We start from the raw sequence: 16,236 nt of genomic DNA on the forward strand, positions 1-16,236 counted from the left end.
GCGCGTTCGTCTCTCCTCTACCGGCGCTATACATTGGATTCAATGGTCTTGGGCCTGACGCTACACGATCTTCGCTTCGCTTGACCTCTTTCTGCTGGCTTCAATAACGCTACTCGCATAAAGGGAGGAGGCTTTGATAGCATTGAGTCGCAGCTTGTGCTGGTGGCATCTGCCACAGATCGTCATTGAACATTTCAATCGAGTAGAAGCCCCGATAGCCAAACTGCTCCAGCCTTGCAATCAGCGTGCGCAGGTCGATGATACCACGTCCCGGCAGGACACGATCAGTATTGCAGTTACTCAGTTCGCCCGGTTTAGCACGCATATCATTGAGGTGGACATGCTTGATCCAGGGGACAGTTTCCGCTGACAGGTGCTCAAACTTTGTCACCGTGGTATAGTAGTGAGCCGGATCAAACAGTATGCCAAGCTGGGGATGATGCACCTTTTTGACGACTTCTACCGCGCTATGCAGGCTTTTTACAATGGGTGACCAGTTAAACTCAAGCGCCAGCGCGACCTGCAAGCCTTCAAATTGCTTGATGAGACCTGCAAAGACCTCGGCGATAGTATCCAGATCGGCCAGCGTAGGATGTTCGGGACCATCGGTTCCGACGACCAGCGTCCCTCCACCTAATTCATGGATCAGGCGTGCATTCTCCAGATGCAGGGCATGATTCGCTTTTTGCGCATCAGGGGCACTGAAACATTCTACCGCCGCCTGAAAGCCTCCAATCGAACGCTGCTGACGACTTCCCAGCAGATCGCGGGCCTCGGTCAGAGTATGTCCCTGAGCGAGCCAGTCTTTTACCAGGGATAGCACAAACTCGACATTGGTAAAGCCAGCTTCAGCATAGGCCGCCAATGCCTGCGGCAGATCTGTCTGGGTGGTGGAAACCGAGTTGATTGCTAACTGTGAGCGCTGCATATGACTATATCCCTTCTGCGATCTCGATAATCCGCTCCATCACTTTCACATCCCAGACGCACTGTTCGGCCGGGGAGCGCAGTGGCTCTTGTCCGTTTAATGCGTTGATAAATCCCTGGGCCTGGCGAAAAAATGCCCAGTTGACCGGCGCATGATACTCGGTCGTCGTAAAGCCTCGCTTACCCTTACTCTGCAAGATGACCCGCGCTGATTGCTGGCGATTCATGGGCGTCGGTGTAATAACGACCAGTTCGCCAGCTTCAAAACTTAAGGTTAGACGCTCATGCCATGCATATGAGGCACTGGTCGCGCCTCGAATGGAGATAGGAGTATCGCCACAACGCAAAAGGGCTTGCATGGCTTGATCACGATGAAACTGGGCCGCCCTTACCTCCATCTCCTCTTCGAGAAAGTGATGGCCGAGATTGATGATGTGCGAAAAAATATTGATCACGTAGAAATAGGCTGCTCGCTGCTCCGGCGTTCGGCAGGCATCGGGATAATGTGGAGCTAATGGCGGCATGGGCGTTGGATCTTCGACACGGACGGGGGCTGGCGTATTATGTAGCCAATCCCCGCCGTTGCACATAATATCGATCGCCAGCAAGGAACCGAGTTCTTTACCCTGCTGAAACTCACTGTACATCTGCTTCGCAAGCTCAACGCCCGTATCATAGCGCTTCATAAAGCCAACGGTATAGAGCAATCCTTGCTGCTGAGCCAGCGCCGCCAGTTCCTGAGCCTCATCCACACGTCCGACCATAGGTTTTTCGGTAATCACGGCTTTGCCGGCGGTGAGTATCTGTTTAACCAATGGATAGTTGTTGGCCCATTGTTGCACGCAGACGACGGCATCGATGGCTGGATCATCCAGTAGTGCCTCGTTGCTCGCATAGACACGCTGGATCAGGTACTTCTCCGCGACAGCTTTGGCCAGCAGAGGCTGTAAATCTGTAACGCCTGCAATGTCGCATGCACCTGCATCCCGCAGCTGCGCATAGTTGACAAGATGAGCGAGTTGACCCATCATGCCGGTGCCAATAAAGCCGATGGTTGGCCTGGTCATATGTGAGATACCTTTCCCTATTGTATATTGCCTTTAGTAATGCTCAGTCAAAGTTTATAGCGATGTCGCCAGGACAAGAAGGATGATCCCTTGCACCAGACACAAATGCTTGCCGACGTAGCGCCGTGGTCTTGTGCCCGGCGGACTCGTAACGTACGTAACGTTCAATTTCGTTGCTCAATGTCGAAAGAAGAGAAATATCTTCATCGCACGATCTTTCTGCCTGTTCTTCTTGTCCAAAATGACAGGCAATTGTGTATACAGAGCCTGATAGTGGACGTTTTCGTACGTGAACTGCCCGCCGGGCACAAGACCACGGCGCTACGTTGGTGGGCGTCTCACCCCATTGGGATGCACGTCTCCAATGCCACATCGGTACGATGGCCTTTTACTGAGTACTACGTCAGTAAGCAGTTGCACTGTGCGCAAACCTTAATTTATGAGCGGCTACCAGGATGGATCAATGGGGTGAGGACGTGTAAGCCGCGCTCCAGACCCTCATCGAAGCGCGTGTCCCAATAGATGGGATCTTCATGCTCGATGGCCATATTACCTGTATAGCCGATCTCGTCCAGGGCAGAGATAAATTGTGTCCAGTTAATCTCGCCGTAGCCAGGGATGCGAAAACGGAAGTAGTCGCCATTGATGCCTCCGCGATAGCGCTTCTCGGGCAACATCTCGGTATCTTTCGCATGTACGTGATGGACGCGGTCCTTGAATTCATGCAGCGCACGAATATGATCGATGCCCTGCCAGTAGAGATGCGATGGATCGAATTCGAGTCCTAAAGCTTTTTCCGGTACCGCTTTGAATAAAGCATCCCAGGTGTCGGGCGAGCCGCCGAAGTTGATGGGCTTGAAGGGCAGTTTGCCGCTAACACTGAGCCAGTTTTCGAGCGCGATCAACAAGCCACGTTTGGCCGCCATCTCTGCGATAGGTCCAAAGCGATCGGCAAACAATTGCACATTCGCATCCCAGTCGCGGTTCGCATCAAAGCCGCTCATGCTGGCAATCACCTTGACACCTAGCGCTTCTGCCAGATCAAACACGCGCTCATAGGCACGTGTGATATCGGCCTCGGTCTCGAAGTGACCCCAGGCAAGCTCATAGTAGGCCAGAGTCGTGATCTCGACGTGATGCTGTCGAACCAGTTGACGCGCCTGCTCGATCGCGCCTTTATCCAGTTCCTGCACGGCGGGATTTCCAAAGGCGGTAGCTTGCAATTCGATGCCGTCGAAGCCCAGACGAGCCGCTTTCTCAAGGTCACTGATGTGATTGGTTAAAAAACTGAGTTTCATAAGATTTATCCTTTCGAAGCTCCTGATGTCAGCCCCTGGATAAACAGGCGCTGGAGGAATAGGTAGATGATAATCATTGGTAAAGCGCCAACCGTCAGGGCGGCAAACACCTGTCCCCAATCGGTGGTGCGATACGTGTAGAAGAAGACCTGGATCGCCAGTGGCAGCGTGCGTAGTTCTGGACTACTGATCAAGATCAGCGGTAAGAAATACTCATTCCAGGCGGCGAGAAATTCCAGGATACATACACTGGCGATGGCGGGACCGGATATGGGTAAGATCACGCGTAAAAAGACCATCCATTCGTTACAGCCATCGACGACAGCGGCATCGCGGAGTTCTCCCGGCAGCGTCTGAAAATAGCCCCAGAAGATAAAGATGGAGAGCGGTAAACCCGCCGATGCCAGCGGTAAGATCAATCCCAGATAGGTATTGGTCAGGTTAAGTTGGACCATCAGCACGTACAGCGGGATAATGGGAACCGGTGCCTGCATGGTGAGTACGAACATGAGCAGGATCGCTCCTGCCAGGTAGAAGCGGAATCTGCTCAGAGCATAGCCAGCCAGAGCCGCCAGCGCGGCGACCAGAACCGTCGTTACGATCGCCACAAAAAAACTGTTGAACAGCGCATAGCCAAGATCAGCCGCCTGCCAGGCGTTGCTATAATTTTGCCAGGCAATGATCTTTGGCAGCCCCCACAGATTACTCAGCAGATCGCTTTGCGACTTGAAAGAGGTGATCATCATCCAGACAATGGGATAGACGATGATCAACGAGAAAAAAAGTAATACAACATGACTTAAGATCGTTGGCAGGGTGCGCGTCGAGCGGAATAGAGAGCGCCTGGGGCGCCGATCCGACCGGGTCACTAAAATGCTCATGCGTGATCACTTCCCTTCTGCTGACTGGCGAGGCAGCATAAATTTCAATTGCAGCAGCACAACGACGCTGACCAGGACGAACAGGGCATAAGAGAGCGCCGAGCCGTAGCCAAGTTTGTTAAACTGAAAGGCCTGTTGATAGATATGCAGACTTAATACTAAGGTCGCGTTGCCCGGACCGCCTGCGGTCATCAGGAAAGGAATATCAAAGGTATTGAAAGCGCCAGCCAGGGCAATAGTGATGTTAATAATCAAGACTGGCTGGAGTAGTGGCAATGTAATATGAAAAAACTTATCCAGACGCGACGCTCCATCAACCTCGGCCGCCTCATAGAGCTCCGTTGGGATGGTCTGTAATCCCGACAGGAAGATAACCATGTGAAAGCCATACCACTTCCAGATATCCACCGCGATCTCGGACCAGAGCGCCAGATGAGGATTCCCAAGCCAATCTTGCGCGAGAGAGCCAAGTCCAATGATCTGAAACAGGTTGTTCAGCAGTCCAAATTGATAGTTGTAGAGCCAGGTCCAGAGCAGTGCCACCACGACAAATGACATCACGACAGGTGTAAACAAAACTGTGCGATAAATACCACGTCCACGTAGCTTCTGATGGATGAGTACCGCCAGCAAGAGCGAGAGCACAATCTTCCCGATCACGCTGCCAATCGCATACTCAACGTTGTGAAACAGAGCGGTACCAAGTTGGTCATCGCTGAACATGCGCTGGAAGTTGCGCAGTCCGATAAACGTCGGATCATCGATGCCGTCCCAGTTCAACAATGAGAGCCAGATACCTTCAATCATGGGATAGATCTTGAATACGCCATAGAGTGCCAGAGCAGGTAGAAGCCAGATGTACGGCATAAGGATGCGCATCCACGACTTTTTTGCCCTACGGTTGTTCCTCAGTGGACCAATGATAGGTCGTTGTGAATCCTCTATCTGAGGCTTCATCCGGTCCGCAATATGGATTTTCGCCACGCCAGACTCTCCAATCTTTCCGATCTGAGTGCGCCTGGTAGCATGGCGGCGCACTCTAACCCTTATGTTACCTCTCGCTAAGATGTACTCATGCTTCGATCAGGATTGGAAGGTATAACCATCCTGGCGTAGATCATCCATCGCCTTCTGAATAGCTTTGGCGGCCGTCGTCGGCGTGCCGCTTCCGCTGACCATCGTCTGGATGTTCTGTTGCACAGCGGTCGTAATCTCTGGCGGCCAGTACCAGTCCAGATACGTAATCTGGTTGGGAGCACAGGTCTGAGCAAATTTCTGCGCCAGAGAGTCGGTGCTGGCCTGGACGTTCGTGTTGCACGAGGCCGGATCAGCGTTGAGTTGATTAGCCCACTTGACCCATTTATCACTTGTCATCAAGTTGGCTACATCCATCGCGAGTTGTTTGCGCGATGAGTCAACCTTCCCGTATACGCTGAGGGCACTCCCATAGCCTCCCGGCAGTTGCCGCTTGACCGTTGAGTCGCTGACAGCAAGCAGTGGAGGGATTACGTCAAGATCGAGCTTGGGATATTTACCATTGCGATAGGTACTGATAATCCCAGTATGCGTATAGAAAAAGACGGCTTTCCCTTGCGTAAAATTCACCGTTGCTCCATCGGTATCCAGGCCGTTGACGCCCTTGATGAACATGCCATCCTGCACATAGTTATAAATCAATTCTAGGGCGGCCACGTATTCAGGATCGGTGAATTTGCTATCACCTGCCAGCGTCTTAAAGGTATGCTCGACCGCCTGATTTCCGGTCGCCTGCGCGTACGCCCAGAACATCCAGACCGGCCAGAGATAAATATCCTTTCCGGGATGCACAAATGGCGCCACGCCGATCCTTTTCAGCTCGGGCAGAACCTGCTTCAGATCACTGTACGTCTGTAACTCTTTAGTGACACCGATCTGCTCCAGGGGCTTTTTATTGTAGAAGAAGGTAAAGCCACTGATACCACCGCGAGGCAAAGCCCAGAGTTTATCATCAACGGTATAGACATTCGTGGCGTCCTTCACAAAGCGATCCTTGTAGGAGATATCGCTGAGATCGAGTACCTGATGTCCGACCGCATACCGGCGCAGATCCTGACCATTCAGATCCATCAGATCGATCTGGTCGTGAGCCAGCACGGAAGCACTAAATAAGGTCGTAAAGTTTTCGCTGGTCAGAGTGCGCCAGACAACCTGGACGCCTGGATGCGCTTGCTCGATGGCTTTGATGAGTGGCTCACTTTGAGCCTGTACCCCAACGCTGAAAATGACAAATTTTCCGGTATAGCTCCCGCTACTCGTTGATGTTGCGCCACAAGCAGCCAGGGCCGTCCCCAAAGCACCAGCACCGATCAGTGCAAGCGCCTGTCGACGAGAAATCTCCTCGCCCAGTAATCCGCCGAAGGACATGGGTATACCTCCTTGTGAGTAGGCTGTAGCAGATAGATAAGTCCACTAAAAAACAGACAACATCTCCCATACTCCTGTAGACCATTTGACAAGTTGTCAGGACATCAAGAGCAGGATGGGCATTTATAGCTGGACAGACCCACACATTGTGCACTACCAATGATCATTGCACCGTAGTACGCGGTTATCGTTCCGAGAGTAGTGACAGGCGTTCAAGCCAGCCGACGTAGCGGCGCGGCTCCGCCGTGCTGTCACTCGACGTACGAAAAAGTTCCATACGCCGCTGGAAGCAATGCTGACGAAACAATCCACAGTGTGGGAAGATCTCGCAATGAAACCTCATGAGGAGCGTGGTCGTACGAGTCACAGACAGCACGGCGGAGCCGCGCCGCTACGTCGGTGAGCGTTTGCGCCGTGAACGAAAGAATATTCCGCCCTCTCTGAGACGTATTGGTGCTTGCTTCCGACGCTCCTTTTGATTGTGATGATCGTGCTGAAAAGGCGTAGCAAGATGTAGATAAAGTTGGGGAGTGGATATGGATGATGCTTGTCATAAGATCGAACCTCCTGCATTGGAAGCAATAATCACAGCGCACAACGATGCGTGTCAAGGATCAACTCAATTGTTGATCCGATGGCTTTGAAAGCAAAAACTTACTCTGGTACGAGGACAAAATACATTCAACGTTGAATTATTATGAGGCGCGGTCTACAAACATTTCGTTATGGCTCTGCCAGCCGAGCCAGGGAGTCGCGGCGTCGATAGGTGGACTAATCCACTCTTGCGCGAGCGTTGGCACGGTCGAGCGACGAACAGCCAGATTGCAATGCAATGGTGCACTATCGCCACCCGCAATCCCCTCAAGTTGATTAGCCAGTAACGTCATGGCTTGCATTCCCATGGCATGCACCGGCTGAATAATGGTGCTGAGAGGCGGATCGTAGAACATAGCGATCTCTAATCCGTCGTATCCAATGATGGCGATATCTTCCGGGACACGGATACCTGCTCGTTTGAGGCCGGCGATAACACCGATCGCAAGCAGGTCCTGATGGGCAAAGATAGCTGTCGGCAACTCAGAAAGTTGCAACAACTGCTCGGCCGCACGCAAGCCGCTGGCATAATCGAAGTCCCCATTGATGATCAACTGCTCATCGGGAGCAATATCCCAATCGCTGAGAGCCGCTTTATAGCCCTCCAGACGCTCCAGGCTCACGGTACGAGCAGGCAGAGCTGTCACGCTGGCAATGCGACGATGCCCAAGGGATAAAAGATGAGCGGTTGCGACATAAGCTCCGCGTGCACTGTTGATGCCAATCAAAGGCTGATAGATACAGGAGGTCGCAGCAATTTTGGCAGCATCATTAGCTGATACGCCAATAATCCCAGCCGTACGCTGGCGCATAAAGACGTTGAGGTATAATTCAAATTTGGCGGGATCATCATACGTATTGCAAAGCATCACGCTGTAGCCTCGCGCCTGAGCCACATCTTCCACCCCACGCGCTATCTCCGCAAACCAGGGATTGCCCACATTTGAGAGCAGCAGACCAATGGTATTGGTATACCCTAGCCGCAATGAACTGGCAACAAGATTTGGTTGATAACCAAGTTCAGCAATCGCTTGCTTGACGCGTGCAATCGTCTCTGCGCTAATCCCGGCTTTCCCATTGACCACCGCTGATACTGTTTGTTTGGATACACCTACACGTTGTGCGACATCGCCCATTGTGACTGGCATCTTTGATCCTCTTTACACTACATGATCGATCATGTGATCGATCATGTAGGAAGTATAATGAACCATTCTCGCTTTGTCAAGGGTAATTTTTCCGCCAGCGCTGTCACGTCCGAGCCTGCCTATACTCATCTTTCGATATCTGTTATACTGAGCCTACTTCAAAAAAGCGAGAAAGAATGAAGCTTGATTGCTTACCTCCTATCTTTGTTGTAGAAATGGGTAGAGATGTTACTCACAATTTCAACTACATATCAGCCCGCCACTGATCTGGGCTATCTCCTGCACAAAAACCCTGAGCGCTTACAGACATTCCATTTGAATGTCGGTCGGGCACACGTTTTTTATCCCGAAGCCACCGTCGAACGTTGTACGGCTGCGCTCCTGCTGGATATCGATACCATCGACCTCGTACGCGGAAAAGATCGCGCCATAGCGTTGGATCAATACGTCAACGATCGTCCCTATGTGGCCTCATCGTTTCTGAGCGTCGCGCTGGCCGAGGTTTTCAGCTCCGCCCTCCACGGCCGCTGTACGCAACGGCCAGAGCTCGTCACGACGGCGCTTCCACTCCAGGCACAGCTGGCCGCCATCCCCAGTCGCGGCGGCGAGGATTGGTTACGCCGCCTCTTTGAGCCGCTCGGCTATGCCATCGAGATCACGCCGCATGCCCTCGACGAGCAGCATCCAGAATGGGGACAGAGTCCCTATTTCACGATCAACTTGCAGGCTACATGTCGCCTCAGCGAGCTCTTATCGCATCTCTACGTCCTGATTCCCGTGCTGGATAACTCCAAGCACTACTGGATCGGCGCTGCGGAGGTGGAAAAGCTGCTGGCTCGCGGTCAGGGATGGCTGGAGAACCATCCCGAACGCTCACGCATCGCCGATAGTTATCTCATCCACAAGAAGAACCTGACACGCGATGCTCTGGCACGCCTCGTGATAGATGACGAGCCCGTCACTAATCCCGCAGAGGCCGGTGATACAACGCTCGTAGAGCAGGCAGAGATTGCTCCCTCGGAAGCCGTCAAGGACAAGCCGGAGAAAGCCGTCAGCCTGCACGAGCAGCGTCTATTGGCTGCGCTGGAGGTATTGCAGCAGAGTGGGGCCAGGCGGGTACTGGATCTGGGTTGCGGCGAAGGACGCCTGTTGAGAAAATTGCTCCAGGATCAAAAATTTGAGCGTATCCTGGGACTGGACGTGTCCTATAAAGCGCTGGAGATGGCACAAAAGCGTCTGCGCGTTGAGCAGATGTCTCCTCGCCAGCGCGAGCGCCTGACGCTCGTACATGGAGCGTTGACCTATCGAGATAAGCGTCTGGCTGGTTATGATGCCGCCGCCGTGGTAGAGGTGATTGAGCATCTCGATCCAGCGCGTCTGAGCGCCTTTGAGCGCGTCCTGTTCGAATTTGCCCATCCTGCAACGATCGTGATCACTACACCAAACGCAGAATATAACGTCAAGTATGAGACTCTCACCGCTGGCACATTTCGCCATCAAGATCATCGTTTCGAATGGACGCGGGCACAATTTCAGAGCTGGTCGCAACAGATCGCGGAACGCTTTGGCTATGCGGTACATTTTTCTGCGGTGGGACCCGAGGATACAGAAGTTGGAGCTCCATCACAGATGGGAGTCTTCTCGCGTGGCGCGGAGATGAAGGGAGAGCATGTATGAAGATCAGCGTTCCAGAACTGTCACTGGTCGTCCTAATTGGAGCCTCAGGAGCGGGGAAGTCGACCTTCGCACGAACGCACTTTAAAGCGACCGAAGTGCTCTCCTCCGATTTTTGTCGCGGCCTGGTCGCCGATGACGAAAACGATCAATCGGCGACCTCAGACGCCTTTGAGGTTCTCTACTTTGTGGCGGCCAAGCGTCTGGCGTCCGGCAGGCTCACTGTGATCGATGCCACCAATGTACAGCCAGAGGATCGCAAAAAGATGATGGCTTTGGCGAAACAGTATCATTGCCTCGCGACGGCCATCGTCTTCGATCTATCTGAGAAGCTCTGCAACGAGCGCAATCAGCAGCGTCCAGATCGTCAATTTGGACCACACGTGGTACGCAGGCAGACCATGCATCTGCGCAAATCGTTGCGGACGCTCAGGACTGAAGGCTTCCATCATATATATACCCTCACCTCTCCCGAGCAGATCGCAGAGGTATCCATCACGCGTGAGCGCCTGTGGAGCAATCTCAAGCATGAGCATGGACCCTTCGACCTGATTGGAGACATCCATGGCTGCTTCGCTGAGTTGCAGACGTTGCTACAAGAGCTGGGTTATACGCTTGTAGCCCCGACATCGTCTGAGGATCATTATCAGGTGACGCATCCCGACGGACGAAAAATCATCTTTTTAGGCGATCTCGTCGACCGTGGTCCAGCCACGCCAGCAGTCTTGCGGCTGGTCATGGATATGGTCGCGGCCAACCAGGCCTTTTGTGTCCCGGGCAACCACGATGCCAAATTGTTGCGCAAATTAAAGGGCAAAGATGTTGCCCTGACCTACGGCATCGTAGAATCGCTGGAGCAGCTTGAGCAAGAACCCCGGGCACTCAAAGAACGGATCGTGGCTTTCATCGATGCGATGATCAGCCATTATGTCTTAGATGACGGCAAACTGGTCGTCGCGCACGCAGGATTGCCCGAGGCGATGCATGGCCGTGGCTCGCGAGCTGTCCGTGAATTCTCTCTGTACGGCGAGACAACCGGCGAGACCGATGAGTTCGGCTTCCCTATCCGCTATAACTGGGCCGCCGACTATCGAGGGCATGCGATGGTCGTCTATGGGCACACGCCTGTCCCGGAACCGACATGGCTCAATCACACGATCAATATCGATACCGGATGTGTCTTCGGCGGCAAATTGACCGCTTTGCGCTATCCCGAAAACCAGCTTGTATCTGTGCCCGCGCAGCGCGTCTATAGCGAGCCCGTGCGACCTCTGATACCTGTCAGTGAGCCGGCAACGTTAACGACGCAGCAAGAATACGATGAGGTTTTGGATGTCGAGGATGTTAGTGGCAAGCTGTTATTGGATACGCGTCTCCAGCACAAAATCACGATTCGCGAAGAGAACTCTATTGCCGCCTTAGAGGTCATGAGTCGCTTCGCGGCTAATCCCAAGTGGCTGATCTATCTGCCTCCCACGATGTCGCCGAGCGAGACCAGTCAGGCACCGGGACTGCTGGAATATCCCGATGAAGCCTTTGCGTATTATCGTCGCGCAGGCATCAAGCGTGTGGTCTGCGAAGAGAAGCATATGGGATCGCGAGCAGTGGTGATTGTCTGCCGCGACGAAGGGGCAGCCCAGAAGAACTTCGGCGTCAGCGATGAGGGGATCGGTATCTGCTATACACGTACGGGACGACGTTTCTTTGATGATCAGCAGCTTGAAGCGGCCTTATTGCAGCGCGTCCATGACGCGCTGGACGCGGTCGATTTCTGGCAGAACTTTGAGACGGATTGGGTCTGTCTCGATTGTGAATTGATGCCCTGGTCAGTCAAGGCGCAATCGCTCGTGCTCAAGCAATACGCCTCCGTGGGGGCAGCCGCCCGCGTCTCGCTGGGACAATCCGTCACGGCCCTCAAGCAGGCAGGCGAACGCGGCATCGACGTTACGGAGGTCCTGGACGCCTACCGGCAGCATCAGACGCTGGCGGAACGCTATGTCGACGCCTACCGCCATTATTGCTGGCCCGTTGATAGCATCGATGATCTCAAGCTCGCGCCATTCCACATCCTGGCCACGCGCGGCAAAGTCCACACCGACAAAAATCATCCATGGCACATGGAGACGCTGGCGGAAATCTGTCGAGCGGACCCTCGCTTATTGCTCGCCACACCCTATCTGACGGTAGATGTTGACGATCCGGCCAGCGTCGAACAGGGTATCGAATGGTGGAAGCATCTCACCTCGCACGGCGGCGAAGGAATGGTTGTCAAGCCAGACAACTTCATCAATATGGGACAGCGTGGAGAGCTCTTGCAGCCAGCCATCAAGTGCCGTGGGCCTGAATATCTGCGGATTATCTACGGTCCCGAATACGACGTGCCAGATAATCTGAAACGCTTGCGCCAGCGCAAGCTGGGCGCCAAAAGATCGCTCGCGCTACGAGAATTTGCCCTTGGCATCGAAGCTCTCGAACGCTTTGCGCAAGCAGAGCCTTTACGGCGCGTGCATGAATGCGTCTTCGGCGTCCTCGCCCTGGAAAGCGAGCCCGTCGATCCGCGTCTGTAACAGGTGTGATCCACTTGATTGTGGAGTGCAAACGCTTATCGACGCAATATCCTGTCCAGGGTCATCGCAGCAATGACCCTGGACAGGATAGTATCTGCTCTATCTTGCTTCATGATAGCTTCTTCAAGGAAGACGGACGAGAAAATCTTGCGGCTTTGCGATAGTTTGCTGGCGTCATCAGGAAGTGGCGCTTAAACTGCTGGGAGAAGTGCGATTGATCAAAAAAGCCGGTCTCAGTGGCCACATAGCCAACATCGTACCCTTGCGCCAGTAGAGTTCTGGCACGCGCCAGACGGAGCTGCGTCTGATAAGTATGAGGAGGCAGGCCAATAACCTGGCGGAAAAGTCGGGCAAGATGAAAGGGGCTCAGATTGGCTACCCGGGCCAACTCGTGCAGCGCCACCTCCTCGGCGTAGTGTGCTTCCAGATACTCCTTCGCATACTTAATAGCTGGATGTTCCCAGCTCGGCTGAGGCGTTTGGCGCCCCTGGTCAGGACTCCTGAACACGTTTATGGCCATCTTTCCTGCGGCCATGGACCGCTCAATTGAAGATGGCTCATCGCTTAAAAAATGCCCTCGGTCATCCATAACATCAGCGTGAGACTTGAGTTGCGCCCTGGAGATTTGGTGTTCACCCGACATAGACCCCTACTCCTTTGGGTACCTCCCGCCCCACAGCAGGAGGGAGGTGTGTGCTTCTCCTGGTTGAGATGCACCCGATCGACACTTTGCAGCGTGTCTATAGGCAAAAGGATACCACCCTCTCTCTCGCTTTTATAGATCGATGTATATCGTCTTATCAATCGGTATACATCGTTTTCTTAGAGGAGCAGTTTCGGAGGGATGATCGGAGGCAACAGAGGAGGGCACCATCCTCCTCGAAGAAGTCGGGCCTTTCTCATTATAACGGCCCTTCCAGGCCTATTTCGAAGGATTTCTTTCTTTCTCCTCAGTCTCCAGCAGATGCTGCACAGTGGACAAACGCTGGCGAGTTTCGCCTGTTTTAAGATGCTGTGGACCATAGACCTGCTCGAGGATGATCAAAGCCCGCTGATACAGGACTATTGCAGCTTGCAGAGAACCCTGTGTTTCATAACAACGAGCCAGGCCGTGGAGCGTCCTGGTCAGATCGGGGTGCGTAGCGGTCAAGGAGTGTTCCTGAATCACTAACGCACGTGTAAAAAGTCGCTCGGCTTGCTCATAGTCGTGCTGGTCCCAGTAAGACTCTGCCAGATACGTCAGCACCTCGGCCATGACAGGGTGTTGTACTCCCAGTTGCGCCTCACCGATCACCAGGGCTCGGTGAAAGTAGGGGATAGCCTGCTTGTATCTGCCTTGCTGCCTGTAAACGGCACCTAGATTCGCGAGGTTTCCGACCATACCAGGATGTGGTACTCCCAGCAGTGTCTCATAGATCGCTAGAGCTCGCTGATAGTAAGCTTCAGCCTGTTCGTATTTGCCCTGCTCATAGAAAAGATTGCCCAGATTGTCCAGGGTTACGGCCGTGGCAGGATGCTGTGCTCCCAACTGTTCCTCATTGATAGCCAATGCCCGGGATGAGTACGCGTTAGCCCGTTCGTACTGACCCTGACTCAAGTAAAGAATGCTCAGATTATTCAGGGTTTCAGCCGTCTGAGGATGTTGTGCTCCTAACTGCTCCTCTCTAAGCGCCAGGGCTCGTTGATAGAAGACGTCAGCCTGTTTGTACTGGCCCTGCTTCAAGTAAAGACGGCCCAGATTGTGCAAACTGCTCGCTGTCTCAGGATGCTGTGTCCCCAACAACTCCTCACGAAGGTGCAGGGCTTGCTGATAGAGGGTTTCGGCCTGGGAATAGGAGGCATGGACAAACAGATAGGTACCTGCTCGATTCAGCAGATCCGCTGCTTCCACAAGCCTTAGCTGATACTGCTGAATCAATTGGGCGCAAACTTGGACTTGCTCCAGATAACGCAGACACAGCGGCCAGGAACTGGCATCTTCTCGGGGCTCACGGGGAAACAAAAGATTCACGGCATATACCACCCGTTCAGCCCATTGCTGTTGCTCGGACAAATCCAGCATCTCCATTTGCACGATCTGCACCAGGCGATGGATACTCATCCGCTGTTCTGCGACCAGGCGCTTGACTAGAGAGAAGCGCCGCAAGGCCGCCAGCAACTCATCAAAGGCTAGCGGGTTCATGACCGCCTGCTGCAGTCCCTCCGGCCAATACACTGCTCCCTCCCGTAGCAGTTCTTCGGGGATGTGATCAGGGGCCAGAAAGGCACATAAGGACAACAATTGGGTAGTAGCCGGGTTGGCAAGGTGGAGGCGCTCAAAGGAGAGCGACCAGGTAGCAACTACCGAGTCGGGATAGTTGCTGGATTGCTCTCCCCGCCTGGCCAGCAGAGTACTGCGTTGGTGTTGATAGAGTTGCAGGTAATGCTCAACAGTGCATCCCGTTTCTTCTATGTAGGCTCCCGCCTGGTCAAGAGCCAGTGGTAAATAATCCAGGGCCATCACCAGTTTTTTAGCGGTATGGATCTCATCCTCAGTAGCTTGTGCCAGCAGTTGGGCTCGAAGCAACAGCATCTGAGTACCCTCCTGCAAGCTCATTTTCTCTATCTCGATAGCCCTTGCTAAGGAACCGACGGCCTGGGCACGCGTGGTCAACAAGAGGCTGCCGTTGCCAGAGCGGGGGATGTAAGCCGGGAGCAAGGATAAGTCTTCGACGTTATCAAAAATCAAGAGCCAGCACTCTGGGCATTCCTCCAGCCCTTGCTTGATCGCTTCCACCAGCTTCTGCTGGTTCGTCTCCTCTTTGCTCACCCATTCGGGCAGCAGATCCGCCAGCGCGGCGAAACTGGCCATGATGGCTTCTTGACTGGCCGCATTGATCCAGAAGGTATGGGCATAGTGTCCCTGTTCTCGAACTCGATAAGCATACTCGACAGCCAGTTGCGTCTTGCCAACGCCACCGAGGCCCGTCAAAGCCAGCGCATGGGTCAAGGTCATCCGCCACGGCGTGGAACTCTTGTCCCACCTGGTAGCGATGAAATGCTCATCAAGGAGGCGAAAGAACTCCTCACGTCCAGTAAAATAGGGATTACGTAGATAAGGAACGGTCCAGAGAGCACTACCATTTCGAGGAACCTGATTTGAGGATGCTCGTACTACACTGGGATTCTCTGATGGGTTGAGAGCAGGATCAGGGAGCTCTAATCCGAGCGCCTCAGCACTGCATTCAAAGAGGTCGCAGAGCTTGGTACGGTAATAAGAACTGGGCCGTTGGACACCCAATTCCCAACGTTGGACTGTTAGCTGCGAGACGTCTAATTGGTTGGCCACGTCTTTCTGGCGCCAGTTGTGTCGAATGCGCTGCTGACGCAAGAGCTCATTTCTTGGCATAAAGTCTTCCTTTCTAAACAGCTCCTCAAAAACCTTCGTCTCTGGCTTACACAATAATTTTACTCTATTCCTCGTACTCAGCATATGGTCTTCTTTATAAGATTGCTGTTCCTTTTTCATCAGGCAAATGATAGGCGTTTGTTTGGAATGAACCATTCTGATCTATTAGTGACTTGCTGTCTGGGCAGATGAAGAGAGCAAGCTCCCACAAAAACCGCAAGATTTTCCTAGTTTGTCTCCCTTGCATAGGCTATTTTAGAGCAGGAAGAGGAGCAACTTGGAAAATCAT

General features: G+C 53.3%; 12 protein-coding genes. 2 read left to right on the plus strand and 10 right to left on the minus strand.

Features of this window, described 5'->3' with window-relative positions; genetic code table 11:
- Window positions 1-109: 109 nt before the first annotated feature.
- From AC27N8_RS05935 to AC27N8_RS05970, 8 genes are all read right to left on the minus strand, one after another.
- Window positions 110-928 (minus strand): sugar phosphate isomerase/epimerase family protein, encoded by an 819-nt coding sequence (locus AC27N8_RS05935; protein WP_487064926.1) that lies wholly within the window; start codon window positions 926-928, stop codon window positions 110-112.
- Window positions 929-932: 4 nt separating this feature from the next.
- Window positions 933-1,994, minus strand: a complete 1,062-nt coding sequence (locus AC27N8_RS05940; RefSeq protein ID WP_487064928.1) for a Gfo/Idh/MocA family protein — start codon at window positions 1,992-1,994, stop codon at window positions 933-935.
- A gap of 437 nt (window positions 1,995-2,431) precedes the next feature.
- Window positions 2,432-3,292 carry a sugar phosphate isomerase/epimerase family protein gene (locus AC27N8_RS05945; protein ID WP_487064930.1) on the minus strand — a complete coding sequence of 287 codons (861 nt, stop codon included), beginning with the start codon at window positions 3,290-3,292 and terminating at the stop codon, window positions 2,432-2,434.
- A 5-nt stretch (window positions 3,293-3,297) separates the two neighbouring features.
- Window positions 3,298-4,173 carry a carbohydrate ABC transporter permease gene (locus AC27N8_RS05950; RefSeq protein ID WP_487064932.1) on the minus strand — a complete coding sequence of 292 codons (876 nt, stop codon included), beginning with the start codon at window positions 4,171-4,173 and terminating at the stop codon, window positions 3,298-3,300.
- Window positions 4,174-4,179: 6 nt separating this feature from the next.
- Complete coding sequence (locus AC27N8_RS05955) at window positions 4,180-5,040, minus strand: carbohydrate ABC transporter permease (RefSeq protein ID WP_487064934.1); 861 nt, start codon at window positions 5,038-5,040, stop codon at window positions 4,180-4,182.
- Window positions 5,041-5,256: 216 nt separating this feature from the next.
- Complete coding sequence (locus AC27N8_RS05960) at window positions 5,257-6,576, minus strand: ABC transporter substrate-binding protein (RefSeq protein ID WP_487064936.1); 1,320 nt, start codon at window positions 6,574-6,576, stop codon at window positions 5,257-5,259.
- A gap of 251 nt (window positions 6,577-6,827) precedes the next feature.
- A complete protein-coding gene (locus AC27N8_RS05965; RefSeq protein WP_487064938.1) occupies window positions 6,828-7,130 on the minus strand; it encodes a hypothetical protein in 303 nt (100 codons plus the stop codon).
- Between the two features lie 141 nt (window positions 7,131-7,271).
- Entirely contained in the window at window positions 7,272-8,318 is a 1,047-nt protein-coding gene (locus AC27N8_RS05970; protein WP_487064940.1) for a LacI family DNA-binding transcriptional regulator, read from the minus strand.
- 225 nt (window positions 8,319-8,543) lie between these two features.
- Between AC27N8_RS05970 and AC27N8_RS05975 the strand changes: the two genes are divergently transcribed.
- Complete coding sequence (locus AC27N8_RS05975; RefSeq protein ID WP_487064942.1) at window positions 8,544-9,995, plus strand: 3' terminal RNA ribose 2'-O-methyltransferase Hen1; 1,452 nt, start codon at window positions 8,544-8,546, stop codon at window positions 9,993-9,995.
- Window positions 9,992-12,559, plus strand: coding sequence for a polynucleotide kinase-phosphatase (locus tag AC27N8_RS05980; protein ID WP_487064944.1), 2,568 nt, complete (start codon window positions 9,992-9,994; stop codon window positions 12,557-12,559). The genes AC27N8_RS05975 and AC27N8_RS05980 overlap by 4 nt, the downstream gene beginning before the upstream one ends.
- A 109-nt stretch (window positions 12,560-12,668) precedes the next feature.
- On the opposite strand, the gene AC27N8_RS05985 is transcribed toward AC27N8_RS05980, so the two are convergent.
- Together AC27N8_RS05985 and AC27N8_RS05990 are read right to left on the minus strand one after the other, a co-directional pair.
- On the minus strand, window positions 12,669-13,202 hold the full coding sequence (locus AC27N8_RS05985) for a helix-turn-helix domain-containing protein (protein ID WP_487064946.1): 534 nt from the start codon (window positions 13,200-13,202) through the stop codon (window positions 12,669-12,671).
- A gap of 279 nt (window positions 13,203-13,481) precedes the next feature.
- Window positions 13,482-15,947, minus strand: coding sequence for a tetratricopeptide repeat protein (locus AC27N8_RS05990; protein WP_487064948.1), 2,466 nt, complete (start codon window positions 15,945-15,947; stop codon window positions 13,482-13,484).
- Window positions 15,948-16,236: the final 289 nt, after the last annotated feature.

It is taken from the genome of Dictyobacter sp. Z7_2 (genome assembly GCF_057551105.1).